Annotated in this window: 20 protein-coding genes and 1 pseudogene; 14 read left to right on the top strand and 7 right to left on the bottom strand. The window is 38.5% G+C overall.

Annotated elements, in window-relative coordinates:
• Positions 1-24: 24 nt before the first annotated feature.
• Positions 25-174, bottom strand: a complete 150-nt coding sequence (locus tag FS875_RS10160) for a hypothetical protein (RefSeq protein ID WP_166428887.1) — start codon at positions 172-174, stop codon at positions 25-27.
• Positions 175-1,153: 979 nt separating this feature from the next.
• Between FS875_RS10160 and FS875_RS05745 the strand changes: the two genes are divergently transcribed.
• The gene (locus FS875_RS05745) at positions 1,154-1,999 is read left to right on the top strand and encodes a TIGR01459 family HAD-type hydrolase (RefSeq protein ID WP_144754247.1); all 846 of its coding nucleotides are present in this window, start codon (positions 1,154-1,156) and stop codon (positions 1,997-1,999) included.
• On the top strand, positions 1,999-3,000 hold the full coding sequence (locus FS875_RS05740; protein WP_144754244.1) for a bifunctional riboflavin kinase/FAD synthetase: 1,002 nt from the start codon (positions 1,999-2,001) through the stop codon (positions 2,998-3,000). The genes FS875_RS05745 and FS875_RS05740 overlap by 1 nt, the downstream gene beginning before the upstream one ends.
• Before the next feature lie 692 nt (positions 3,001-3,692).
• On the opposite strand, the gene FS875_RS05735 is transcribed toward FS875_RS05740, so the two are convergent.
• Positions 3,693-4,022 (bottom strand): protein tyrosine phosphatase family protein, encoded by a 330-nt coding sequence (locus FS875_RS05735; protein WP_144754241.1) that lies wholly within the window; start codon positions 4,020-4,022, stop codon positions 3,693-3,695.
• A gap of 512 nt (positions 4,023-4,534) precedes the next feature.
• Between FS875_RS05735 and parA the strand changes: the two genes are divergently transcribed.
• From parA to FS875_RS05685, 10 genes and pseudogenes are all read left to right on the top strand, one after another.
• Positions 4,535-5,164 (top strand): ParA family partition ATPase, encoded by a 630-nt coding sequence (gene parA / locus FS875_RS05730; RefSeq protein WP_144754237.1) that lies wholly within the window; start codon positions 4,535-4,537, stop codon positions 5,162-5,164.
• A complete protein-coding gene (locus tag FS875_RS05725; protein WP_144754234.1) occupies positions 5,161-5,406 on the top strand; it encodes a hypothetical protein in 246 nt (81 codons plus the stop codon). Before parA ends, FS875_RS05725 begins: the two co-directional genes overlap by 4 nt.
• Positions 5,407-6,909: 1,503 nt before the next feature.
• Positions 6,910-7,197 (top strand): EexN family lipoprotein, encoded by a 288-nt coding sequence (locus FS875_RS05720; protein WP_144754232.1) that lies wholly within the window; start codon positions 6,910-6,912, stop codon positions 7,195-7,197.
• Between the two features lie 182 nt (positions 7,198-7,379).
• Entirely contained in the window at positions 7,380-7,679 is a 300-nt protein-coding gene (locus FS875_RS05715) for an EexN family lipoprotein (protein WP_144754229.1), read from the top strand.
• 2 nt (positions 7,680-7,681) lie between these two features.
• Positions 7,682-7,936, top strand: a complete 255-nt coding sequence (locus FS875_RS05710; RefSeq protein ID WP_144754226.1) for an EexN family lipoprotein — start codon at positions 7,682-7,684, stop codon at positions 7,934-7,936.
• Positions 7,937-7,951: 15 nt separating this feature from the next.
• Entirely contained in the window at positions 7,952-8,209 is a 258-nt protein-coding gene (locus tag FS875_RS05705) for an EexN family lipoprotein (RefSeq protein WP_144754223.1), read from the top strand.
• A 15-nt stretch (positions 8,210-8,224) separates the two neighbouring features.
• Positions 8,225-8,437, top strand: coding sequence for an EexN family lipoprotein (locus FS875_RS05700; protein ID WP_144754220.1), 213 nt, complete (start codon positions 8,225-8,227; stop codon positions 8,435-8,437).
• Between the two features lie 45 nt (positions 8,438-8,482).
• Positions 8,483-8,680: pseudogene (locus FS875_RS05695) on the top strand (EexN family lipoprotein); the annotation flags it as partial.
• A 252-nt stretch (positions 8,681-8,932) separates the two neighbouring features.
• Complete coding sequence (locus FS875_RS05690) at positions 8,933-9,145, top strand: EexN family lipoprotein (RefSeq protein ID WP_144754214.1); 213 nt, start codon at positions 8,933-8,935, stop codon at positions 9,143-9,145.
• A gap of 2,135 nt (positions 9,146-11,280) precedes the next feature.
• A complete protein-coding gene (locus FS875_RS05685) occupies positions 11,281-11,724 on the top strand; it encodes a flagellar protein FlgN (protein ID WP_144754211.1) in 444 nt (147 codons plus the stop codon).
• A 579-nt stretch (positions 11,725-12,303) separates the two neighbouring features.
• Here the strand turns inward: FS875_RS05685 and FS875_RS05680 are convergent.
• A complete protein-coding gene (locus FS875_RS05680) occupies positions 12,304-14,628 on the bottom strand; it encodes an autotransporter outer membrane beta-barrel domain-containing protein (protein WP_246067870.1) in 2,325 nt (774 codons plus the stop codon).
• A gap of 4 nt (positions 14,629-14,632) precedes the next feature.
• Here FS875_RS05680 and FS875_RS10550 point away from each other — a divergent pair, with 4 nt between their 5' ends.
• Complete coding sequence (locus FS875_RS10550; RefSeq protein ID WP_246067869.1) at positions 14,633-14,956, top strand: hypothetical protein; 324 nt, start codon at positions 14,633-14,635, stop codon at positions 14,954-14,956.
• A 21-nt stretch (positions 14,957-14,977) separates the two neighbouring features.
• On the top strand, positions 14,978-15,247 hold the full coding sequence (locus FS875_RS10545) for a hypothetical protein (protein ID WP_246067868.1): 270 nt from the start codon (positions 14,978-14,980) through the stop codon (positions 15,245-15,247).
• A gap of 205 nt (positions 15,248-15,452) precedes the next feature.
• Here the strand turns inward: FS875_RS10545 and FS875_RS05675 are convergent, their stop codons facing one another.
• The 4 genes from FS875_RS05675 to FS875_RS05660 form a co-directional block, all read right to left on the bottom strand.
• Entirely contained in the window at positions 15,453-17,435 is a 1,983-nt protein-coding gene (locus FS875_RS05675) for an autotransporter outer membrane beta-barrel domain-containing protein (protein ID WP_144754205.1), read from the bottom strand.
• Between the two features lie 142 nt (positions 17,436-17,577).
• Entirely contained in the window at positions 17,578-20,067 is a 2,490-nt protein-coding gene (locus tag FS875_RS05670) for an autotransporter family protein (RefSeq protein ID WP_144754202.1), read from the bottom strand.
• Between the two features lie 1,026 nt (positions 20,068-21,093).
• Positions 21,094-23,580 carry an autotransporter family protein gene (locus tag FS875_RS05665; protein ID WP_144754199.1) on the bottom strand — a complete coding sequence of 829 codons (2,487 nt, stop codon included), beginning with the start codon at positions 23,578-23,580 and terminating at the stop codon, positions 21,094-21,096.
• A 1,026-nt stretch (positions 23,581-24,606) separates the two neighbouring features.
• A partial coding sequence (locus FS875_RS05660) for an autotransporter domain-containing protein (protein ID WP_246067867.1) occupies positions 24,607-25,787 on the bottom strand: 1,181 nt, incomplete at its 5' end.

Raw genomic sequence — 25,787 nt, 5'->3', positions numbered from 1 at the left:
GCCAAAACTGGATGGTGTGAGAGGTTATGTCAGAGGTGAGGGGGATGGAGAGAGATGCTGCTGGTTATCATAAAAGCCAATGACCGATACTCCTCGTGTTTTTTGCTTTTCCTCACCAGCAGATGATTTCTCATTTGCCGCGCAAAAAGCATAATACTGCGCCAAAAGTATCATACGCTGATTTTCCTCCTTTAAAGAGCGCAAAGAATGCAAGAGTTTGAGTAGAAACAGAGTAGAGCGCTTATTACTTCATTGATTTCTTCTTTTAGAAAATTACTACAAAAGCAGAAAACCTATCATTCTTTGTAGCCATAGACTGGTCTCATTCCTCACTTTTCTCACCCCCCCATGTCGTTACAGTGCTTGGTGCTTAAAACAATTCATACGAGGTGTTTTGTTGCTTTGTTGTACATTTTTTATCCATAGGCTTATCCCGTTTATGGCGTGTAAGGGGGTGATTTTGCGTGATGCAACATGAAAGAAATTTGCAATGAGAAAGTTTTAGAATATACAGCTTTCTTCTTCAAGATGCATATGGATTATCCCTATAAATCGATACATTCTTGTATGGAGACAAATTTTTTGAGAAACATAAAAAAACTCTTATCGCAAAGTTTTTGTGACCGCATCATATTGCCTTGCCATAAAAGGATCTTTGAACGAATAAATCTTAAATATTTAATTATCTTATGACAGTTTATAACATGCTTTAGGTGTTAAGTTTACTGTATTGCATAAATATGACGCATAGTTTCTGTGCTTTCTACTTTTTGTTGTACTTGTTTAGGTATCTAGAGTTGGGGAACTTTTTCTTTTGAACAGTTTTTATGCAAAGATTTCGTGGTTTGTTTGCAAAATAATAACTTGAGCATTTAAGATTAAAAACTGTATCAAGACAGCGATTCTAATAATTGAAGTTTTGATAAGGAGAAGCATTCTTACAGAATTCTGAGCTTTTGATATGAGGCATGAATTTGCACTCCTCAACATAACTACATGGGTTTTATCATTTTTTATGACTTCTATGTGCAAATGCAACGTTTAATATGGGGAAAAAACAGTGGGAAAGTAGGTGACAGAACCAGACTCTTTCGATAAGGAGTTTGAAAGCAAAAGACAGTTTGATAAATGGTAAAGAGATAATAGGTGCAAAATGAATGAACTTACCCATATTGAGACTGTTATAGCGCATTACGATGCTGTTTTTTGTGATGTGTGGGGTGTCGTGCACAATGGTGTGCATGCCTTTGAACCGGCATTGAACGTATTATACAAAATTCGACAAATGGGGAAAAATGTCATTTTTTTGACTAATTCACCTCGACCACGGGAAGATGTTATTGTTCAGTTGCAAAGCATGAATGTTCATAGCGATTATTATGATGCTATTATCACTTCAGGAGATGTTACACGCGATCTTATTCGCGCTGCACCACGTAAAGTGTTTTTCATTGGTCAACAACGCGATTTGATGTTGTTTGAAGGATTGGATTGCGAATTGGTGGAAGAACGAGACGCCTCTGTTGTGGTGTGTAGTGGCTTTCTTGACGACCTTGATGAAGAACCCGCCGCTTATGAGGAAATGTTTTTGCGTATGCGTGCGCGGAATTTGCCCTTTATTTGTGCTAATCCTGATGTGATTGTTCATTACGGAAATCAGGAATTTTGGTGCGCTGGTGCATTGGCGCGTCTTTACCAACAATTAGGAGGTGAGGTGCGTATTGCTGGAAAACCCCATGCGCCCATTTATGAATGTGCCTTTGAAAAATTAGAAAAAATGCGCGGAACAGTAGAAAAAAGTCAGGTTTTGGCTATTGGTGATGGGCTTTTGACCGATGTGAAAGGTGCGGCTCATTTTGGTCTTGATGTTCTTTATATCATGGGTGGTATTCATCGTTATGACTATATGCAAAATGGTGTGGTGGATAAGCAAGCATTGCAATCTTTTCTTGAACGTCATGGCTATAAGCCTCAAGCAATCATGTGGGCTCTTCAGTAATGTCTGATTTTTTGCGTCTTCAGGGGATTCATAAGCTTCCTGTCGCGTGGCGGGGAGCCGTGTTGGCACTTGGAAATTTTGATGGTGTTCATTGTGGACATCAGATGGTGCTGCAAAAAGCGCTTGATTTAGCGCGCCTCAAAAATAAACCTGCTGTTGTTTTGACCTTTGAACCCCATCCAAGGAGTTTTTTCCAGCCTACTGCTCCCGTTGATCGTTTGACAGAAGCTGCCGAAAAAGCTGAAATTTTTAAAACCCTCGGGTTTCATGGAGTCATTGAACAACCTTTTGATGCACAATTTGCTGCTCTTTCAGCAGAGCAATTTATTCATGAAATTTTAAAAGAAACTTTTGATGTTTGTGTGGTGGTAACGGGAGAAAATTTTCAATTTGGTCACAAAAAAAGTGGAAATTCACAGCTGCTTTCTCAAAGGGGAAAAGAATATGGGTTTGAGGTTATACAAATTCCTTGCCTATCGAGCAAACAAGGCTCGCAATCATTGATCATTTCCTCTAGTTCTATCCGTAAACTTCTCTCTCAAGGTGAGGTGAAAAAAGCAGCCCATTTGTTGGGCTATCATTATCGGGTGCGCTCAAATGTTATCCAGGGCGAGCAACTCGGTCGCCTTTTGGGCTTTCCAACCGCTAACCAAATGCTCCCTCTCCAAGCGAGTTTGGCGCACGGTGTTTATGCTGTGCGATTACGCCGTGCTAACGGTGTCTTACATGATGGGGTGGCAAGTTTCGGGTGTCGTCCAACGGTTGTGGAGGATGGGATTCCCTTATTGGAAACTTATTTGTTTGACTTTAATGATGATCTTTATGGAGAAAGTTGTACCGTTTCTTTCTTTCAGTTTTTGCGAGGGCAAGAAAAATTCGATGGGCTAGAACCTTTGATTACACAAATGCAATGCGATGAAAAAGCAGCAAAAGCAATTTTAGCAGACGTACAGCCATTATCACAATTGGATAGACTGCTTACTTTTAAAAATATGACTTAAGTTGATCTGAAAAAGAGAGAAGAGCAGAAAAAATAGCCGTTAAACTGACTATGATGATAAAAATATATTCTAAAACATCATAGAATATGTGCGTTTTTCGTTGTTGGGAAGGGGTATCGAATATTTGGAGATCTGATTTTAGCATTGTTTTTAATCTTTTTCATAACTCTATGAAATTCTATGGTGTGAAGATTTTACTGCTTTTTTCTTTCTGATCCGTTAAGATTCATGATGAAAGATGCATTCACCAATAAAGGTGTAGGGAATTTATTTTGTGAGAGCAATAGGCGAAAAATGCTGTTTTTTTAATTGTTTGCGCTAAAGCAATCACTCTCTTTTCCCTGCATGTTACAACTGAGATTGGTCTAGGGGAATAAATTGTTTAGAAAAGAATAAAAGACCTGTTATGAACGTTTTTAAATGCCAAGGATTTTGCAGCATTTTGAGTTGACAAAACGTGTAGAGTGGTGCCGGCTTGCATCTTTATGGGCGTAAAGAGGCGCGCTGGTGCATCATGGTGTTATCATGATCTGGCGTTTTAGCATTATGCTGTTTATGGGTGTTCTCCGTGGGATGGGCTAGGAGCATGAGAAGATGTTGCTTTAAAATGAACCCTTGAATAGGTATTATTATGGATTTGAGGAATGGTCTTTTTGTTTTGTATGAAGGACATGATCCTTGTTGCGGCAAGTTTAAAGGCAGGATAGATGATAAAGATGTCTGGAGCGTGTTCCATGATGGCAATAGGCGAGAAGAGGTCTTTGTGCTGTTTTTAAAATTGTTTTCATGGTTTCAATATCTGATGGTTTTATGCTCGGTGGTACAATAGGAATATAATGGGCTGTTATACCATATTCATCTGCTGCTGCTTTAATGGTAGAAAAATCAGGTTGGTGAGGCTCTTCTTGATCGGGGCGGTTACAGATAATCGTTTTAAAGCCCGCTTGTGCTAATATTTTGATATTTTCGACATTGATTTGACCGCTGATAAAAATATCGGCATCAATTTGTTGTAAGTGCATTTTTGTTTTTCTCCCATAGCGCTCTCTTCGGGATGTTTTCTGCTCTATGCAAAAACTATGATGAAGGATGAGCGTTTGCTTGTGTCTTTAAAAAACTCCCCTTTGTTGAGAAAAAAGACTTGGTTTTGAAACAATAATTGCATTGTCGTACATTTTATTTGCTGCGCCTTCATGAACAGTTTGATCTATATGAGCTCGTTTTTTGTTTTCTCTTATGTAACATGAGTTATCTAAGAGAGACAATGTTTTTGCTTTCATTCTTTTTATCTTAAGGGAAAATTATTTGCTTTTACTTTTCAAGGGCGATGAACCGGTGGCTCAAAGCTTGTAGAATATACCCCTCTTTGATCGCGTTCTCTGCTTATATTTAAGAGGATATGTTGAAGGGACAATTGGGGCTATTTCTTTATAATGAAAGAGGAGAGAGAGTTGTTTTTGCGTGTATGAGATGCTTGCTTCCTTTGTGATTTTCTGTATAATCGTAAAAACGATAAAGCGGAAAGACGTCATTTATGATTATTGGACTCTTGAATCAAAAGGGAGGGGTAGGGAAAACTACCTTAAGTGTGAATCTTGCTGCTAGCTTTGCGCGAGCGGGAGCACGTGTGTTGCTTATTGATGGTGATCCCCAGGGGAGCGCATTGGATTGGGCGGCGGCCCGTGAGGGTGATCCCTTGTTTTCGGTTGTTGGTTTACCGCGCGCAACGATTCATAAAGAGATTACCCAGATTGGTCATCATTACGATCATATTATTATCGATGGTCCCCCACGCGTAACAGACCTTGCGCGTAGTGCTCTTATGGCTTCGGATTTTGTACTCATTCCTGTACAACCTAGCCCCTATGATATTTGGGCAGCTGAGGGAATTGTAAAGCTTCTTGATGAAGCACGCGTTTATAAAGAGAATTTGCAATCTGCTTTTGTTATTAATCGTAAAATAGTCAATACAGCGATAGGGCGTGATGTGAGCGAAGCTCTTGGAGTGTATCCTGTTCGTGTTCTTTCTGCCAGCATTGCCCAGCGCGTGGTTTTTGCAGAAGCTGTGGCACAAGGGAAAGCCGTTTATGAAGTCGATAGACATGGACCAGCAGCAGCAGAGATCGAAGCTGTTGCAGCGGAAATCAAGGAGTTAATACGATGAATAAAAAAATTAAGATTGGCACAAAGCCAACCAATAAAACCATTCCTTTAACAGCAGATGCATGGGTGGGAAATAATAAAGGCAATGTGGATGGCGGTATGAAGCGTCTCACAATTGATGTGCCGGAAAGTTTGCATCGTTTAATTAAGGTGAGTTGTGCAAGTCGTGGCAAAAAAATGGCAGATGAGGTGCGCGAATTGCTGGCACAGAAATACGGTGCACAGAAATACGGAAAAGTGTAAAAAACGCTATAGGTTATACGTTTTGGCGCGCTTTATTTCTCTTGCTCATAAGCAGAGAGTGTCAATATATTCCTGAGTAGGGCTGTCTTGTGATTGTGCATGGCCATTATTATCTTCCTTCATATCCTTTTAAAAAGCAGTGTTGAAGAGGTCTATACTTGGCTCTTTCTTTCCTCTGTATGGGAACATAAACGACATTAAGAGAATAAATGTGGGATCAATGAAAATATGCACTGTTTTGTACGTCTTCATTCTTTTAGCTATAAAAGGAAAGCGGTATGCATACAGATAAGGGAAGGCATAGAATTTTTCTGTGAAATTTAACCGTGATGTTTTTTGTAAGCTGCAAGCTGGAAAGTTTAGCTCCATGCATAAAACGCTGTGCATCGTGCTCTTTTTGTTGATGATCGTATGTTTGCTAAAAGCGCTATCGGCTGATTAAAACGAAATAACCTGATCACAAAAGCACTCTCTAAGAAGCAAAAAAGAGCTTTTTCTAGGGATATTTTATTCTATTGGGCGAAAAAAATGGCTCTATTTCATGGATTTTAAGATCCTATGCGCAGAGATTGCGAACAATTCTTTTTTCATTTCTTACTCTATGGAAGTGATCATTTATAAAGGCATATCGTTTGTTGCCTTGAGAGATGAGGACAATTTTTGTGAGAATTGTGTTGATAATGTTTTTAAACGCGAAGTTCCTTCTTGTTTCTGTTATTCTAAAAAGGCTAGTACTATAGTTAAATGGGGGTGCTGATTATTTTTTCAGCATGACATTATTTTGTTAAACTTTCTTAAAGTTTAGAGGGAGGGGTAAAAGAATTCGTTTTTTCACTGATATTGGTGCTTGGTAAAGTTTATTTTTCCTCAAATACATAAAAGAACTTATTGGTTATTTTCTTGGTATTGTTTCTTGTATCTATGTGGTTTGATGGTTTCGCATTTTGATTGGCTGTAATGGCTTTTGAGGGAATAAAGGCTGTTTTTTCCGTTCTGTTGGCCAATTTCTTTGTTCTGTTGGAATGTGTAAGATTGTTTTTTTGAGTACTGTTATTGGCATTGTTGTAAGTACAGAGAAAATTATACCAAAACTTTTTGTTTTTCTGGTCATTTAAGAATGATGAGAGGGCCATCAGTGAATTGAAGAAGATATGGCTTGTGTTTGCTGATAAATAGCTCATGATTGTAGGCAGTCCAAGTGGTCAATGCAGACTTCGTGTTGCTTTATTTTTCACAGTGACATGAGATTTGATAGAAAAGAAGCGCAAAGCTTCTCGACTGCCAAGATTTCACCATTGCTACGGAAATTTAAGGATTTCATCATGAGTAGCTGTGCTGGGCATGTTTCAAACGCAAGGCTTAAAAATGCAAGCAGCTATGAAGATTTAATATATTTTCCTGCCGTTTTGCGTATTTATCAAAGAAATCTGTTTGAAGTGCGATACAGAGACTATGTGAAACACATTATGTTAGTGAATGGGAAGGAAAAAGGGGAATTTATTCATGAATAAAGTCATTATTGTAGCACTGCTGCTTTGCACTGGATTTGTTGCGGCTGGTTGCGAAAAAGACTACAGCGTAGCAGATTTTAAAAAAGATAAAAAACTGATGGAAGAATGGGGAAAGAAATGTGAAAAGATGGGCTTCTCTTCTGCTATGACATCCAAAAATTGTCAAAATGTCGTCCAAGCCAGTATGGAGCTTTTTCAAGAACATTATAAAAATCTTGCCAAGGAACTTCGTGAAAATCTCAAGAAAGATGAAACTGAGAAGCAACAAGATCATCCTTAAATAATAAAAAATCTTGGATGGGAGTGTATTTTCTTGCACTGAACCAGCTTTTTCTGATTGCAAAAATCGTGTGTATAGACGGCTTTCAATGAGGAAAACGCATAATGGGATGAATTTACAACTTTTTATGGGCTGCTGGGTTATGCCCAAATTTGTAAATTTACAAAAAGGGGAATTTATTCATGAATAAAGTCGTTATTGTAGCACTGCTGCTTTGTCCCGGGTTTGCTGTTGCTGGTTGCGAAAAAAACTATAGCGTCGAAGAGTTTAAGAAAGACAAAAAATTACGCGATGAGTGGATACCTCAATGTATGTGGAAAAAGCCTTCTGAAACAGCATCTCCTCAAAATTGTGAAAACTTAGGAAAAGCACTAGACGAACTTCGTAAAGAATCCTTTCAGGAATATCTCAATAAATATCGTAACAATGACGATAAGAAAAAAACGAAAGAACAATCTGAACAACAAGGGGATAGTCATTAATCATGAACAAAATCATTATCACGGCATTGCTGCTTTGCACTGGATTTGTTGCGGCTGGTTGCGAAAAAACATATAGCGTCGAAGAATTTAAGAAAGATCCCAAATTACTCAATCAGTGGTTAGAGAAATGTTTTATTGAGGGGAGTTTCGATTCAAAAAATTGTAAAAACGCAGAACAAGCTGAATTTGAAACTCGTAAAAAATGGGGAAGTTTTGGTTCTGGAAAGGATGACGATAAAAAAACGGAAGAAAAATAGGAGGGGCGTTAGATCATGAATAAAACTATTATCGCAGCATTGCTGCTTTGCACTGGACTTGCTGTTGCTGGTTGCGAAAAAACCTACAGCGTAGAAGAGTTTAAGAAAGATCCAAAATTACTCGAGCAGTGGGCAATAAAGTGCATGATATCAGGGAGTTTAGATTCAACAAATTGTAAAAATGCAGACAAGGCTTATCGTGAAGTTCATAAAAACGATTGGCCTGGTGCAAGCTTTGTGCATGACGACGAGAAAAAATCTGAAGAGAAATAGGAGGAGAATTAAATCATGAAACAAACCATTATTGCAGCATTGCTGCTTTGTACTGGACTTGCTGTTGCTGGTTGTGAAAAAACCTACAGCGTAGAAGAGTTTAAAACAAATGAAAAATTATACGAGGAATGGGCAAAGAAATGTGAGAAGGATGATTCACCGCTAAAATCCTCTCAAAATTGTAAAAACCTTCGCCAAGCGTATGTGGAACTTTTTATGGGGCACTAAATTGTGTCCAAACTTTTATAAATTTGAGAAAAGGGGAATTACTTGATGAATAAAATTATTATTGCAGCATTGCTGCTTTGCACTGGATTTGTCGCTGCTGGTTGCGAAAAAACTTATAGTGTCGAAGAGTTTAAGAAAGATCCCAAATTAATTGAGCAGTGGAAAAGGAAATGTTTTGCTACAGGGAAGTTCGATTCGCAAAATTGTATAAATGCAGAGCAAGCTGAGCGTGAAATTCGTAAAGGTGGTTAGTCTCACTCGAGATTAATCCATAATGATGAAAAAACTGGAGATAGGGTAACAGTTAAAGCATCAACAAAAGATTGATAGCAGTATTTTTCTTTGTACGCAGTTTATCGCCACAGGTTGTGAAAAATTGCGTACAGAAGTGGAGTTTAAGATTTTTGAAAATGCACAATAAAGCGAATGTGCAATTTTAATGGGACATTCAATTGTGCCCAAATTTTGTAAATTTGCAAAAAGGGGAATTACTTGATGAATAAAACCATTATTGCAACATTACTGTTTTGCACTGGATTTGCCGTTGCTGGTTGCGAAAAAACTTACAGTGTCGAAGAGTTTAAGAAAGATAAAGAATTACGCCTCAAATGGGAGAAGAAATGTTTCCTAGGAGGACCATCTGTACAGGCATCTCAAAATTGTGAGAATGTCGCAAAAGCGGGTCGACAACTTCTTTTTGGACATTAAATATTGCTCTCAAGCTTTATCAATATGAGCATAAAAGGACAGTCCTGAAGCTTTAAAAAATAAGCGTGACAATATTGTTTTCTGCTTTCAGTGAAAGATCATTTTAGCTTGAAAAGTAAAGAGAGATACTTCTCAATAAATGAAAAACCTCTCCTCTGTGTGGAGGTTTTTCCCTTTCTGGATGCCAAGTCTTTAGCTGTTATAAAAAATACAGATGTGTCTCTAAAATCTTAGTACAAGTTACACTCTGTTTATATACCTTATCGCCCATGGGGTGAGGGGCTGTTGTTTTTTGCCTTTTATGAGGAGAGAAAATGAAAAAATTCTTCGTGAAGGTCGTAAAAGAAATCTTTCAATATGGTGATAGGGAGCATTCTACAAAGAAAAAGACATGTTTTCTTTCTCTGATTTCCATTTCTTTCCAATTAATGGACAAAAGCATAAAGTTGAACAGATAGGAGGAGTTGTCTGGTGTGTTTGGAAAGAGAGCACATGTTTGGTCATTAAGTGAACGCTTTTTAGCAAAAGCAATTTTGTTCCAGATTGGTGAGAAGGGGTAGAGTCTTTGTTTTTGAGGGTGTGGAGTTGGTTCTTTTAAAAGGAAATCGAGAAGAATAAATATTGTCTCTGGTTGTTAAAGATGCACATCAACAGCAAAGATTAACGGTGCTGAAGGCAGCAACTAAAATTGATACGTGGATGATTTGATTGTCTAAAATTCACTTATTACTGTAAATTCGCAGTGCTTATTCGTTCAGATGATGATGCTTAACAAAATATGCCTCTTGTGCCTCTATTTATTAAGGACTAGCACGACAAAAGTATGAAGAGTGACAGTCAATGTTGAATAAAACATAGCAGTTTTTATTGTATCAGCTATCAGAACCTCTGTCTGTTCTTTGTATGACGGGCTTTATGAATAACAGTTCACTATCATCTGTAATAGTGGCTGATATAATATATGCAACAAGTTTTAAATTATTCTTTTTTCGTATGAAGATGTGTGGTGCTTTAGCACTGTGGGATATAAAAACAGTAAAAATTTATGGTGTTGCTCTGTTTTTTATGTATAGGCGTTGTGGGACAAAAATTCTTTTAGACAAGTTACTTGATGTTACATCAAACAAAATCGGTTCAAGCTGTTTGATGAAGAAAGAGCGAAGATGATCAGTAAAAAAAGAGCAACAGTATAGCTTTATCCTGAGTATTTGGAAGAACAATAGAGCTTGTAGGAAAGGCTTTGTTTTTTAAGAAATCTATGATTTTTTTACCTATGCGTTCGTATAACGAAACGGTATGAACAGCCAAATCTATGCTATAGAGTGAATGGTTTGAGAGGAGCTTGGTTATCTCATCCAATAATGGCAATGTCAGTGTGAGAGTGCTGTAAGAACTTATGGGATAGAAAGATTATCAGACTGCGTTTTTAGGAACTCTTGAAAGGGGGGGGAAAATCCTATATAGTGGCTCATTGCAAAGAAAAGCGAATGATGTGAAAAAGGGGGATTTGTAGCTGTTTGGCTATTTTAAATGCCTCTTTTGATATTGGTGTGTGATTGATTTGTTCAAAAGGAGTGCTGTTTTTGTGTCTCATGCAAAATATTGTATGTATGCAGAAAAAAGCATGTGAGGGTAAATCTTTCTGAATGTGTGCGAACTGGTTTTTCTGAATGCTAAAAGGGAAAAAACAGGAGTGCATAGAAAGCCAAAGGCTATGGAGGGTAAAATGCTGCAATCTTTAAAATGCTAGAGCCTTAGAGGATTTAAGCCTTTATATGCGACAAATTCTTGTTGGCATGGGGGCGCGTTATCGTTTTTTGTCTAAGATATACAGAATAAAAGAGGCAAAATAAATTTGGAGCTTTTGGATATCTCCTGCAGAGTAATGTGATGATTTATGGCGTTTTACTGAACTGGTATTACGTCGAGGGTGATCGGGAAGCAAAGAAATTTATACCATGGCGTGAACGTAATGTATTGAAAGTCGAAGAGATACACTTGTAAGATTATCGTGCTGTTGTCGGGGCAATGTTCGCACAATAAATTCAGTGGAGTGTATCGGCGTTGAAGAGAAAGCTGTTTAATCTCCTTTATTTGAGAGAAAGATTGAACAATACTGTTGAAGGGGAAATAAAATGCCTGTAATGCAATGTGGTGATGAGAGTTTTTCTGCAAAAGCAAAAGTCCTTGATAATAATCTTATTGATCGTGATTGGGCTATGACAAAATTTGTTGCTGCTGTTAAAGGATTGGCACAAGTGGTCGATTATGAAAGCAATATGCTAGAGAGCAGTGGTGTTCCAGATTATGAAGAAATCAATCTCTGTAAAATACGTGGCTTGCGTGACCTTAATAAATCTATAAGCGATGTGAAACGCTATATGAATGAAGACATTGAAAATGAGGTCGAAAGTTTGTTAGCAGATTTACAGGAAAAACTACATCGTAATAGCCAATTGTTACAAACCCATTTAGATGCCGTCAATGATCTTTCACAAGCTATACAAACCGCTGCACATACAAAAGAAATAGACGGAACTGGTGAACCTTCAGTCAATACAAGACGTTCTAAGGAATGAAATAATGATCTCGCTTGTAGATTTATCGAGCAATTGTGTATCGTTTAATCTCGTGCGGATATTTTATTGTGGCTGTTATCATGTACGCGTTTTTGATGTCGAGAGAAAGAAAATCTGCTTCTTAAAGCTATGATATGCTCTTTAACGTTTGAGAGAGTGCTGTTGTAACAAGCTGATGCCATTATCTTTTCCAGATATATGCAAACCCTTAAGAGTTGCTACAGCCCTTGAATGGAAGAATGTTCATGAGAGATCTTTTTCGTTTGTTCTTTTATGTTTTATCCACGTGCTTATCCCATTTAGAATATGTAAATAGTGGTTTTAATGGATACAACATGGGAGAGATTTACAGTAAAAGAATCTTACGGTATTTGAGCCTTTCATTTCATATGAATAATGGTCAATGGTTATTGTTAATCACTATGTTGTATGTAGAGAAGATACACCATTGCGTGAAAAATCTCTCTCTGTGTATCGGGTAGTGTTTAGCAGTTTCTTATAACAATTTGCAAAATAAAGATTTATTGATAAAAGGCAGCATGTCATGCTGCCTTTTATTAAAATGGACCTAATGGTGTTTTAGAATTGATAACGTATTCCGCCAGAAAAATTGGTTCCAGATACACCTGCTTTTTGCAGTTTATGCCGATAACTCATATCACCATGAATTGCGATATTTTGAGAGAGGAAAGCATTAAAACCAATACCGCCCTCAATTGCGGCACCCATGGGATCAAGATAAAATGTGTCAGCAATTTTTATTGTTTTACCATCAGAAAAGGTTTTGATAACGTTCAATTTTCCATAGAGGGAAACGATATCGTCTTTTTCGGCGCTGGTAAGAGTTTGCGTTAGACGTCCACCAATTCGTACCAACCATTGATGCGGATTGTTCATCTCAACTTCAAAATTATTAGCATCCGAGATCGTATCAAACATGAGATTTTGATAAATAAATTGCGCTTGTGGTTCGAACATCACGCCTTGTACACCGGTTGCTAATTTTTGCCCAACCGTTGCAGATATATTTAATATTTCAGTACCATCCAATTTAGCTGCATTTCCAATAAGAGCTGTTGTGATATTTCCTTTCAAAGCCCCATAGGAAAGCAGTGTGTTTAGGTATAAGCCATTGCTATGTTTGACACCGCTGTAGGCTGTGAGAGACCATTTATCAAGAGTGGTCTTTTCAGAATCTTTCATACCCTTTGGCGTAAAGGAAAGTTTTCCGTATGCCCCTAACAGACCAAAATGTGTACTGATATCTTTGCCTTCCAACGCAGCTAATACAACACCCCCTTGTACAGCACTATACTTCACATCAGCATCGTAGCCATAATGGAGTGGGTCACGGTTAGAAGATAAAGTTACCTTTTCGCCATAGGAGGATAAAAAGATAGCTTTCTGTTTTCTATTCTTTGCTGCAAATATTGTTGTATATATATCGTCTAATAACGTGTTTTGGTTGTTGACATCAGCATATCCAGCAGAAAATAAAGCACCAGGCATAACCACATAATTCGCTACCTGGGGTAAAACTGCTCTAATCTTCTTGTCCTTATCAAGGTACTCATTTTGCAAGCGGAAATCCCAGAAATTACGATTATTCTGGCCAAAGAGATTTTGGCTCTCATGGGATGTCCCTGGTGCATAGGAGGCGAGGACATATTTATAGGGCAAGCCTTTCATTGTCAGATAACCTCCTGCCAACTGGAAGGAATTTTCATTGGCTTTTCCTGAAACCTGAATGAGTGAAATTCCGTGTGTCTCGACGGGTATTGAAAGCATCTGTTCTCCCCAAACAGAACTGCTATCAGTCATTTTTTGATTATTTTCCAAGAGACTGACATGAACTGTGGTAGTTCCAGATACATCACCATGAATGACAAGGCGGTCGGTTGATTGTTTAATCACTGGAGAATGGCTGTTCCACTGAGAGTTCAGATGAACTTCTGCTTGACCTTTTGCACTATAAACCGCTTCCGCATGAGGTTCGTTGCCATCTTCAGTTTCTTTTTCCTCTTGTCGTGGAGGAGAGCCTACAAACAAAGTTTGATATTGCTTGTCCATTGGTGCTGCAAAGACAATCATACTGTCGGTAAGCTTGAGTGCAGAAAGATTAGAGTAAGACCTTCCATTAGCACCAAACTGTTCATAGTCAGAGGGGTCTTTATCATTATTTTCTAAGTTGCTATTTGTTTTTAACAGCCATTTCGTACCGTTGTTAAGATCAAAAATGGTTTTGTTTTTACCCAATGTTCTTACGCGCCCTTTCAAATCAGAATGATCTGCCGTTAATATGAGGCTATGTGCACGATCTCCCAGTTGTTTTGTATTTTTTACTAAAAGATCGGCATGGATTTCTGAATTTTTGAGGGAAAGGTTAGCATCTGTATCTAATCCATAAATGCTAATGCCCACGCCATTTTCAACGAGGAGCTTTGTGTTCTCTAGCTTTACTTGATTGATAAGAGTTTGTTCTTGGTTGGTTTCTGGTTGTTTTTCAGCACTGTGTGCATGGCGTTGTTTGGATGCAAAATATGGATCATTTCGGAAAACAATACCATTGGCCCCATAATCACTTGTGACAATTATGGTTGAATCTTTAAGGCTGATTTCACCATTGATGTTGAACAAACCGGTTAGTCCTGCTGTTACAGTAATTCCTGCGGCATCAATTGCTCCCCCATCTGATGCACTGAGTGCAACAAAATTTGCTCCAACTGTTCCCCTGTGTATTTTGACAAGTGAATTCTTACCCTCTGCAGATACAGCAAAATACTTATCGTAAACGTCAACATCATACCGCTCTACGGTTTGCCCATTTTTTGCTTCAATTTTAGATTGTTTTTTGTCATCTTGTTCTGGTTGTTTAGGCTGTTCGGGCACTGGTTGTTCAGGCATTGGCTTGACAGGCGCTAATGATCCTTCCGCTACGGGTTTTTCAGCTTTGGGGGGTATAGGTGTTGGTGGCGCTTCTATGGCTGGTTTTGCATCCCCAGGTTTTGTAGGTTCTGTTCCTGTTTTTGGTTTTTCAGCTTCAGAATTTACAGGTATTGGTGGCATTTCGGATGTTGGTCTTGGAGATATCGATTGTGTGGCTGTAGGAGAACTCGTGGACATCTCTTCTGTGGTCGGACTTGTGGAAGAGAGGGATGGGCGTCGTCTAGATTTAGCACCTGCGCTCGCTGTTTCCATTTTAGGTTCTGTAACACCGTTTCCCGTGGAGTAAGGATTTTGAGAGGGAGCGCTGTTGGTTTCTCCAGTCTCAGAGTTTTTAGAGGATGTTTCTGTTGGATTTGTGGGCTTTTCAACTTCTTTAGAGTTGGAGTTTGTCGTTGTAGGAGATATGTTGCTAGAGGAAGAGGCGCTCACTGGCGTGTTGTGGCTTGTAGACGCTGTTTCTGGAGATGTGGCGCTTGTAGATAGATCCCTCTTCCGCTTCTTCGCTTTTGTATTGTCGGCTGTAATTTGTGCAGAGAAAGAATTTACGGTCGGTTGTGGAGTGGGTATTGCATTATAGGCATAAGATAGATTGGAAGAGGAGCAAAAGAGGACTCCAGAAACTGTGTATAATAAGAAGCTTTTCTTCATATAAATATATCCCTAAATATTTTCTCCCCCTTTTCTCAGAAAAAAATGGGATTGCTCCCATATGTTTTTTTATAAAATACAAAATAAAACATATGGGACAGTCGGTATATTTCAAGATATGAAGAAAAGTATTTTTAAAAGCGATAACGCATTCCAGCAGATACACTTATGCCAGTTTCACTAGCTTCTTTGAGTTTACGTTGATAACTGACATCACCATGAAGGGCGATATTTTGCGATAAATGGGCGTGAATACCCAAACCACCTTCAAGGCTTGTTCCTGTAGGAGAAAGTTGAAAACTGTTTTTATCAATCTGTACAGTATTATTGTTACCGAAACTATTTATAATATTTACTTTACCATAGAAGGAAACAGCCCCACCTTTGTTTTGTGTTAAACGTCCCCCAATACAGAGCAACCACTGAGAAGGATGCCCCATGTTCATTTTAAAGCTTTCTGTATCGGAAAGAACGCCAAGCATGAGACGCTGGTAAACAAATTGTGCTTGTGGTTCAAGTATTATTCCCTCAACAATATTGGGCAATTTTTTACCAAGGGTAGCAGAGGCGGCCAGTGTTTTTGTATTTTTGATGAGAGCGGTGGTGTTCTCGCCTTTTAAAATTCCATAGGAAAGAAATGCACTTGCATAGACGCCGCTATCATGCTGCATATGGCCATATGCGGTGAGGGACCATTTATCAAGTATATTTTTTTGCACTTCTTCTTTCTTCTTTGGGGTGAAAGCTAATTTGCCATATGTCCCCAAAAAACCAAAATCTGTGCTGGTATTTTGTTCTTCTAAAGCTATTAATGTGAGACCTGCTTGTAATGCGGCATAGCGAATATCGGTACTAGCACTCTTTTGTGGTGTCTGAGAGCTGGAATATAAGATACTTTTCTTAGCATAAGTAGAAAAGAAGACTCCTTGTTCTTTATGATCCTTTGCTTCAAACATCGTTATGCGTACGTTGTCTAATAATGTATTTTGATTGTTTACATCAGCAAATCCAATAGAAAACAGCGCATGAGGCATAGCCAAATAGTTCGCTTGTTGTGGGGTGAGAGCTTCGGTTGTTTCTTCAGGATTAGGCACGTCATGAGATAAAGCTGCAGTTTCTTTAACCTCTGCAAGCTGAAATGCGCTCTCAGTATTAGCGGAAGTTTGACTGGCAGATGCAACTTTGGTGGGCAAACTTACATGATCTGGTGATGAGGTAAGAGTTGTTTTTGATGATGTATTGTCTTTACCTTTTTGAGGAGCATTAGCAGAAGAGAATTCGTTGATAAAACCTTCTTTATTTCCATTGTGATCGATAAGAGATGGTTTCTTTTCTTTGGATGGAAGAGAAGGCAGAGAAGCCTCTCCTTTTTTTTCTGCGTTTTTTATAGTATCGGCGTTCCAAGTATCTATGAGTGCTGTGCGTATAGTATCGGAAAGTTCCGTGTTGTGTCCTTGTAAAGCCTGATCTATCTCTGCCGCTTTATGCAGTATTTCCGCTTTATTTTGTAGTTTATGCCACTCTTGATTGTTTTGCATTACCCATTGTCTGTGTGCGTCATTAACACGCTGTTGGTTATCAGCTTCAAGTATTGCTGCTGCCTGTGCCGCATCAGAAAGCGCTTTCTCATAGCCTTTTAATAAGTCTTCCGTCATTTTTAAGCGGTTTTGTTGCAAGTGACCAAGATAGGCATTGGCTTGTAGCATATACGGCAAATCCCTATAACTTTGTTCATACTTAATGCGGGAAAATTCATCATTGAGGCCCTTATTGAATTCATTTGTATGTGTACTAGAACCATAGAGACCGCTACCTAAAAACTGTCTATTAATACTATTTTTTATCTCACTTAATCCTCTTTTAAGTTCCTCATCAAAATGGGAATTTCCCTCCATCATGCCCCCCGAAGCTATCATCTCAAGATTTTTTTCTTCCTGCGTTGGAGTATTGATGAGATCAATGGCATGGCGATATTGCTCAGGTAATTTGATAATCTCTTCAAGTGTATGGCGCGTGTTCGGGCTTAAGCCAGAGGCATTACTTGTATAGGTTGCATTAAAATAAGAAAAAAACAAAGCACAAGCGGCTGTACATAATAATGAATGCTTTTTATGCATAGAAATGCTCCTGAGATATTTTTCTTTTTGATGAAGATTGAATCATTTAAGGCTGGTTTTCGTTTTTCGTAATGCACAAAACTATGCAGCGCTGTTGATCTTTCAGCGCTGCATATATTTTTAAAATAAAAATCAGAGATCTTTAAAAGCGATAACGCATTCCACCAGAGACATTCACTCCGGATACACCAGCTTTTTGAAGCTTATGTTGGTAATTTACATCAGCATGAAGGGCGATATTTTTTGAGAGTTGTGCGTTCACACCAAGACCACCTTCAAGAGATGTTCCCATCGTATCAAGATGGAAAGTATCACCAATTTGTACCGTGTTGTTGTCAGCAAAAGCTTTCATCACGTTTACTTTACCATAGAAGGAAACAACACGATCCTTTGCAGCAGGAAGCATAGTTTGCGTTAAACGCCCACCAACACGCACTAACCATTGATGAGGGTTCCCAAACTTCACTTCAAGATTATCGACATCTTTAAGAGTGCCAAGCATGAGATGTTGATAAATAAATTGTGCTTGTGGTTCAAAGACTAATCCTGGTGCACTGGTCACAAGTCTTTGTCCAATGGTAGCCGATGCACCAAGTGTATTCTTGTTATTCAATTCTGCAGCATCTCCTCTGAGAGCTGTTTTGATGTTCCCTTTGAGCATTCCATAGGAAAAGAGTGCATTGATGTAGATGCCATTGTCATGATTCAGATTACCATATGCAGCAAGTGACCATTTATCGAGTGTCGTCTTATCAGCACCTTTCATATCTTTCGGGGTGAAAGCTAATTTTCCGTATGTTCCCAAAAGACCAAAGTTTGTGATGACGTTTTGATCTTCTAGCGTGGCTAATGTCATACCTGCTTGTAAAGCTGTATACTGAAGATCAGCACCATAGCCATATTGCAATGGGGTATGATGAGAGGATAATGTCATCTTATTACCATAAGTGGATAAGAAGATTCCTCTGTTTTTATGATCCTTTGTGTCAAATGCTGTTGTGCGCATATTATTGATGAGTATATTTTGACTGTTCACATCAGCAAACTCGGCAGAGAAGAGAGCATTTCGCATGACCAAATAGCTTGCCACTTGTGGAACAAGAGCTGGAATTTTTCCTTCATCATCAAGGGTTTCTCTTTGCAAGCGGAAATCCCAGAAATCTTTATTCCCTCTCAAATGGCTTTGTGCAAGGACTGTTTTGTCATAGCTGGATGTGACTTTTTCTTTTCCAGCTTCCTTTTTTACTCCCTCAACAACATTTTCTTTTTTAACGTGGCGCGTGGAGTCTTTAGGACTGTTTTCTTCTGATTCTTGAACCACGTCTGCTAAACGATTTTGCGCACTATCTGCTTTTCCACGGCTTGATGTTGGTCCATAGGCATTGAGCGTATATTTATATGGTAAGCCTCCCATTGTGGTGTAACCATTTGCCAGTGTGAAGGCGCTTTCATCTGCTTTTCCAGAAACCTGAATGAGCGAGAGACCACGTTTGTTTAAGGGCGTGGAATCTGCAGCCATTAATACCTCACCTTTTGCAAGGTTTTGAACATGGACTGTTGTGGTTCCTGATACATTACCATGGACAAGAAGATGGTCAGCTTTTTGTTGTTCTTTAGGGAGACCATCACTCCATTCAATATTGAAATAAATATTTGCATGGCCCGTTGCATTATAAACGCTTGTTACCGCAGGCGCTCCACTTTCTTGCGCTTGAGATTCTGCAGCTTGTGGATATCTTCCTACATACAAGGTTTGATATTGATCTTTTGCTAAAGCATGCGGTGCATGAAATATAATAGAGCTATCGTTAAGATTTAGCTCTGAGATAACCGATTGTGCTCGTTGTTTAATATCAAGGAGCGTATATGGTTTAGATGGACTGTATTCATCCTCTACTTCGAATTGACTAGTTTTTAAGTACCATTTACTATCATCACTCAAAGTGAAAATCGTTGTATTCTCAGGAAAAGTTGTTGTTTTCCCTTCTATAGTTGAGTTCTCAGCAGTTAATGTGAGAGTTTTAGGTTTTGTATCTTCTGGTACAGTCTTGTTTTTTAATAACATTTCAGAACGAATTTCTGAATTTTTGAGATAAACCTCAGCAACAGATTTTGAAGAGTATGGTCCCGTAATACCAATACCATCTGTCATAAGAAGTTTTGTATTTACAAGAACTGCCCTATTGACAACTCTTTCTCCCTTTTTTACATGAGAATCTGGAATATGATCAAAGCGGATACCATAACTTTTATGCTGTCCGGTAACGCTTATAACTGAATCTTCAACATGGATTATACCATTATAAATTTCTAAGCCACGTGTACCGGCTTTTCCCACGATTTTTTTAGCGTAGATGCGTCCACCTGTTGCTGCAGAAAGCAAGGTACTACCGGATTGCAACGTTGAATTAGTAATGACAACAACAGATTTGTCATCAGCGACCCCTGTAGTAAAATTACTGCGGACAAAAACATTATTAAAGGTTTTTTCTTCTCCTGCTTTATCTGCACGAACCATGACCATTGCAGGAGGTTGTGTATTTGCATAAGTTGAACCGCAATGAGAAAAAATCAAAGTTCCAGCAATTGTACATAACAAAAAGTTTTTCTTATAAATAGATTTCTTACACATAGATATGCCTTTAGTATTGGTATGCCTTTGATGCTTACTTCCTTCCCCTGATGGCGCAAGTAGCTGAGCGGTTCTTATATCATTATGTTTTTTATGTAAAGAACAAAACGACATATTATCCGGTGCTCTCTGTCGTTTAAAAATGAGGATTAGAAGATCTTTTAAAAGGATAGGCAAATCAGTGCATATTCTTTGCAGAAAACTTACTTGATAAAGCTGTGTTTTATACAGGCTCTCAATCAAGAGATTGTAAAATATGGCTTATGCAGCAGTTTGTTGTCGTGAAAGTTTTTACAGAGTTTTTGAGAGGACATATTATGCGCTTACAAAAAGCTTTCGGTGGATTTTCTTGCACATAGAAGAAGAAACATCGTGTGCATTGTATATTTAAATATAAAGTAAAAAAGCTAAAATACTGTGGATTTTTATCAGGATAGAAGGGGAGGGGTAAGAGTAGCCAATTTTACTTCATAAAGCCTGCTTTTTTGAGAGCTTTACTTCAATGTGGAGATGAAGCACTTTGTTACAAGCCGGAACCATCCTTATGTTTTTCAGCCTCCCATGTTGCGATAGCTCTTGCATTTGAGAGCATTCGTAAGAGCTATTGTTACTCTTTTCTTATCAAATTTATCTACACGCCAACTCTTCTTGTAGCGTGCTGCAAGCGAATGATTTTGATTGCTTCAAGATAAACAGGTTTGAGATGAGAGAAACTTACGGTATTCGTGGTTCTTATTTAATATGAATAATGCTGAATTCTTCATTATCCATCAATGTCTTGTTACATTTTCTTTGAGAGGAATTATTTTAAAAGTTTCCTATTTTAGGAAACTATATAGGCAAGTGCAAATCAATAAATTCTTATAGATAGTAAGTAGACTTATAGATAGTAAGTGGGATTTTGAAGGCAGAATAGTTACGCTTTGTCATATGTTCGGTAGATTGTAAAAAACAAAAAGACAGCAGATTGTGCTGTCTTTTTACTAAACGAACGGAATAACAATAGACTTGTTTTACTGCCTTTTCTTAAAACTGATAGCGTATTCCACCAGAGACATTCACTCCGGATACACCAGCTTTTTGAAGCTTATGTTGGTAATTTACATCAGCATGAAGGGCGATATTTTTTGAGAATTGTGCGTTCACACCAAGACCCCCTTCAAGAGATGTTCCCATCGTATCAAGATGGAAAGTGTCACCAATTTGTACTGTGCTGTTGTCAGCAAAAGCCTTCATCACGTTTACTTTACCATAGAAGGAAACGACACAATCTTTTGCAGCAGGAAGCGTAGTCTGCGTTAAACGTCCACCAACACGCACTAACCATTGATGTGGGTTTCCAAACTTCACTTCAAGATTATCGACATCTTTAAGAGTGCCAAGCATGAGATGTTGATAAATAAATTGTGCTTGTGGTTCAAAGACCAATCCTGACGCATTTGTCACAAGTTTTTGTCCAATGGTGGCCGATGCACCGACTGTATTCTTGTTATTCAATTCTGCAACATTTCCTGTGAGAGCTGTTTTGATATTTCCTTTGAGCATTCCATAGGAAAAGAGTGCATTGATGTAGAGGCCATTGTTAAGGTGCAAACCACTATATGCAGCAAGCGACCATTTATCGAGTGTCGTCTTATCAGCACCTTCCATATCTTTCGGGGTGAAAGCTAATTTTCCGTATGTTCCCAAAAGACCAAAGTTTGTGATGACGTTTTGGTCTTCTAACGTGGCTAACGTAACGCCTGCTTGTAAAGCTGTATACTGAAGATCAGCACCATAGCCATATTGCAATGGAGTACGATGAGAAGATGATGTCATCTTATTACCATAAGTGGATAAGAAGATTCCTCTGTTTTTATGATCCTTTGTGTCAAATGCTGTTGTGCGCATATTATTGATGAGTGCATTTTGGCTGTTCACATCAGCAAAACCAGCGGAGAATAGAGCAGTTGGCATGACCAAATAGCTTGCCACTTGCGGGACAGGAGCTGGAATTTTTCCTTCATCATCAAGGGTTTCTCTTTGCAAGCGGAAATCCCAGAAATCTTTATTTTCTTTCAAGTTTTTTTGTGCACTATCCGCTTTATTATGACTTGATGTTGCTTTCTCTTTTCCGTCTTTTACTCCCTCAACAGCAGTGCCTTTTATAACGTAGCGCGTGTAGTCTTTAAGATCGTTTTCTTCTGATTCTTGAGACACATCTGCTAAATGACTTTGCGCACTATCTGCTTTTCCACGGCTTGATGTTGGTCCATAGGCATTGAGCGTATATTTATATGGTGAGCTTCCCATTGTGGTGTAACCATTTGCCAGTGTAAAAGCATGTTCATCTGTTTCTCCAGAAACCTGAACGAGCGAGAGACCACGTTTGTTTAAGGGCGTGGAATCTTCAGCCGTTAATGGCTCACCTTTTGCAAGGTTTTGAACATGGACTGTTGTAGTACCTGATACATTACCATGAACGAGAAGACGGTCAGCTTTTTGTTTTTCTTTAGGGAGACCATCACTCCATTCGATATTGAAATAAATATTTGCATGGCCTGTTGCGCGGTAAGCAGTCGCTACAGTGGGGACCATATCACTCTCTGATTTATAGACCTCAGCGGTTCGCCCTACACTCAAGGTTTGATACTGACCCTTTGCTAAAGTATGCGGTGCATGAAACATAATAGAGCTATTATTAAGATTTAGTTCTGAAACAGTAGACAGAGCGCGGTGTTTAATGTCACTGAGATCATAGTTGAAGGTACTAAAATCAGTATCTACATCTTCCTCACTAACTTTTAAGTGCCATTTACTGTTATTGTTTAGAGAAAGAATCGTTGTATTTATTTTTAAAGTTCTTGCTCTTCCTTCTAAAACCGAATTATCAGCGGTTAGTCTGAGAGAAACAGGAAGAGTGTCGTCATCATGATATTTACGCTTTGTTTTATTTCTCAATAAGACATCAGCAAGAATTTCTGAATTTTTGAGATAAACCTCAGCAACAGATTTGGATTCATAAGGTCCACGAATACCGACGCCATTTTGTACAAGAATTTTGCTGTTGATAAGACTAATATGATTAACAACTTTTTCACCATTTTTTAGCTTATTTTTCGGGGTTTCGTAAATAAGGATACCAGTACCAGCACTCCCTTTTTGGACGGTTATAGTTGAATCTTCAACCTCTATGGTACCGTTTGTTGTTCTTAAACCTACGTATATCGAATTCGCATCAATTCCTTTAGCGTGAATGATTCCACCTTTTGATGCATAAAGAGCACTTAATTCTGTGTGTATTGTCGCGTCTGTAATTGTGACTACTGCTCCGTCAGTTGCAGATACTGCAGGACCCTTACCGCGAACAAAAACATTATTGAAGGTTTTTTTCTCTTTATTATTTACCTCAAATTCATTAATAATTTTAGGAGGTTGTGTATTTGCATAAGTTGAACCGCAATGAGAAAAAATCAAAGTTCCAGCAATTGTACATAACAAAAAGTTTTTCTTATAAATAGATTTCTTACACATAGATATGCCTTTAGTATTGGTATGCCTTTGATGCTTACTTCCTTCCCCTGATGGCGCAAGTAGCTGAGCGGTTCTTATATCATTATGTTTTTTATGTAAAGAACAAAACGACATATTATCCGGTGCTCTCTGTCGTTTAAAAATGAGGATTAGAAGATCTTTTAAAAGGATAGGCAAATCAGTGCATATTCTTTGCAGAAAACTTACTTGATAAAGCTGTGTTTTATACAGGCTCTCAATCAAGAGATTGTAAAATATGGCTTATGCAGCAGTTTGTTGTCGTGAAAGTTTTTACAGAGTTTTTGAGAGGACATATTATGCGCTTACAAAAAGCTTTCGGTGGATTTTCTTGCACATAGAAGAAGAAACATCGTGTGCATTGTATATTTAAATATAAAGTAAAAAAGCTAAAATACTGTGGATTTTTATCAGGATAGAAGGGGAGGGGTAAGAGTAGCCAATTTTACTTCATAAAGCCTGCTTTTTTGAGAGCTTTACTTCAATGTGGAGATGAAGCACTTTGTTACAAGCCGGAACCATCCTTATGTTTTTCAGCCTCCCATGTTGCGATAGCTCTTGCATTTGAGAGCATTCGTAAGAGCTATTGTTACTCTTTTCTTATCAAATTTATCTACACGCCAACTCTTCTTGTAGCGTGCTGCAAGCGAATGATTTTGATTGCTTCAAGATAAACAGGTTTGAGATGAGAGAAACTTACGGTATTCGTGGTTCTTATTTAATATGAATAATGCTGAATTCTTCATTATCCATCAATGTCTTGTTACATTTTCTTTGAGAGGAATTATTTTAAAAGTTTCCTATTTTAGGAAACTATATAGGCAAGTGCAAATCAATAAATTCTTATAGATAGTAAGTAGACTTATAGATAGTAAGTGGGATTTTGAAGGCAGAATAGTTACGCTTTGTCATATGTTCGGTAGATTGTAAAAAACAAAAAGACAGCAGATTGTGCTGTCTTTTTACTAAACGAACGGAATAACAATAGACTTGTTTTACTGCCTTTTCTTAAAACTGATAGCGTATTCCGCCTGTAAAGCTTGCTCCAGATATACCTGTTTTTTGCAGCTTTTGTTGATAGCTCACATCACCATGAAGTGAGACGTTTGAAGACAATTGTGCATTAATACCAAGCCCACCTTCAAGGAAAGAACCCATAGGATCAAGTTTATAATCCTTGTCAATAGAGATTACTTGATCATCGCCAAATGTTTTGAGGGCATTGACTTTTCCATAGAAGGAAACAGCACGTCCATCTTCAGCAGTGGCAATGGTTTTTGTCAAGCGTCCACCAACACGGATCATCCATTGATGAGGATTGTTCATATCGATGGTAAAGTGATCGGCATCTGAAATTGTATCAAACGCCAAATGTTGATAGGCAAGTTGTGCTTGGGGTTCAAATGTTACTCCTGCAATACCGGTAGCAAATTGTTTTCCAACAGTTGTGGAGATGTTCAACATTTTGGCATTTTTCAATTTTGCTGTTGTTCCAATGATGGCATTGGTGATTTCTCCCTTTATAGTGCCGTAGGATAAAAGAGTATCAAGATAGAAACCATTGTCATGCTGTATACTGGTATAGGCTGTGAGTGACCATTTATCTAGCGTACTCTTCCCAGCATCTTTCATATTCTTTGGAGTGAAAGAAAGCTGTCCGTAAGTTCCTATAAGACCGAAATGTGTTGTGGTATTTTGCCCTTCTCGCACTGTGAAGTTCACTCCTCCTTGTAGAGCAGCATAGCGAAGATGCGCACCGCTATAACCATATTGGCGAGGAGCGTTTTCAGAGGAGAAGTTTCCTGTACTTCCATAGGTGTATAAGAAGAAACCACTCTGTTTTTCTTGTCCTTTTTCTATGACAGATGTTCTGAGATGAGCTAACAAGGCGTTTTGCTTCGCCATATCGGTTAAGCCGGTATAGAAGAGGGCATTTGGCATGACCAAATAGCTTGCCATTTGAGGTACGACGGCTTGCACATTTTGCTCAGGACCAGAGTTGGAACCAGAGCCACCGGTCTCTGGGCCAGATCCTTCTGGGTTAGTGCTACCACCGTTACCTTGACCAGATCCTTCTGGGTTAGTGCTACCACCGTTACCCTGACCAGATCCTTCTGGGTTAGTGCTACCACCGTTACCCTGACCAGATCCTTCTGGGTTAGTGCTACCACCGTTACCCTGACCAGATC

The sequence above is a fragment of the Bartonella saheliensis genome, from assembly GCF_902162175.1.
Note: the sequence above shows the minus strand (reverse complement) of the source record. Positions and strands in the feature narration are given on the sequence as shown.

Excerpts from the sequence above, each read along its gene's own strand:
- FS875_RS10160 (WP_166428887.1), bottom strand. The coding sequence starts at position 174 with ATGATACTTTTGGCGCAGTATTATGCTTTTTGCGCGGCAAATGAGAAA.
- FS875_RS05745 (WP_144754247.1), top strand. The coding sequence starts at position 1,154 with ATGAATGAACTTACCCATATTGAGACTGTTATAGCGCATTACGATGCT.
- FS875_RS05740 (WP_144754244.1), top strand. The coding sequence starts at position 1,999 with ATGTCTGATTTTTTGCGTCTTCAGGGGATTCATAAGCTTCCTGTCGCG.
- FS875_RS05735 (WP_144754241.1), bottom strand. The coding sequence starts at position 4,022 with ATGCACTTACAACAAATTGATGCCGATATTTTTATCAGCGGTCAAATC.
- parA (WP_144754237.1), top strand. The coding sequence starts at position 4,535 with ATGATTATTGGACTCTTGAATCAAAAGGGAGGGGTAGGGAAAACTACC.
- FS875_RS05725 (WP_144754234.1), top strand. The coding sequence starts at position 5,161 with ATGAATAAAAAAATTAAGATTGGCACAAAGCCAACCAATAAAACCATT.
- FS875_RS05720 (WP_144754232.1), top strand. The coding sequence starts at position 6,910 with ATGAATAAAGTCATTATTGTAGCACTGCTGCTTTGCACTGGATTTGTT.
- FS875_RS05715 (WP_144754229.1), top strand. The coding sequence starts at position 7,380 with ATGAATAAAGTCGTTATTGTAGCACTGCTGCTTTGTCCCGGGTTTGCT.
- FS875_RS05710 (WP_144754226.1), top strand. The coding sequence starts at position 7,682 with ATGAACAAAATCATTATCACGGCATTGCTGCTTTGCACTGGATTTGTT.
- FS875_RS05705 (WP_144754223.1), top strand. The coding sequence starts at position 7,952 with ATGAATAAAACTATTATCGCAGCATTGCTGCTTTGCACTGGACTTGCT.
- FS875_RS05700 (WP_144754220.1), top strand. The coding sequence starts at position 8,225 with ATGAAACAAACCATTATTGCAGCATTGCTGCTTTGTACTGGACTTGCT.
- FS875_RS05690 (WP_144754214.1), top strand. The coding sequence starts at position 8,933 with ATGAATAAAACCATTATTGCAACATTACTGTTTTGCACTGGATTTGCC.
- FS875_RS05685 (WP_144754211.1), top strand. The coding sequence starts at position 11,281 with ATGCCTGTAATGCAATGTGGTGATGAGAGTTTTTCTGCAAAAGCAAAA.
- FS875_RS05680 (WP_246067870.1), bottom strand. The coding sequence starts at position 14,628 with ATGCCTGAACAACCAGTGCCCGAACAGCCTAAACAACCAGAACAAGAT.
- FS875_RS05675 (WP_144754205.1), bottom strand. The coding sequence starts at position 17,435 with ATGCATAAAAAGCATTCATTATTATGTACAGCCGCTTGTGCTTTGTTT.
- FS875_RS05670 (WP_144754202.1), bottom strand. The coding sequence starts at position 20,067 with ATGTGTAAGAAATCTATTTATAAGAAAAACTTTTTGTTATGTACAATT.
- FS875_RS05665 (WP_144754199.1), bottom strand. The coding sequence starts at position 23,580 with ATGTGTAAGAAATCTATTTATAAGAAAAACTTTTTGTTATGTACAATT.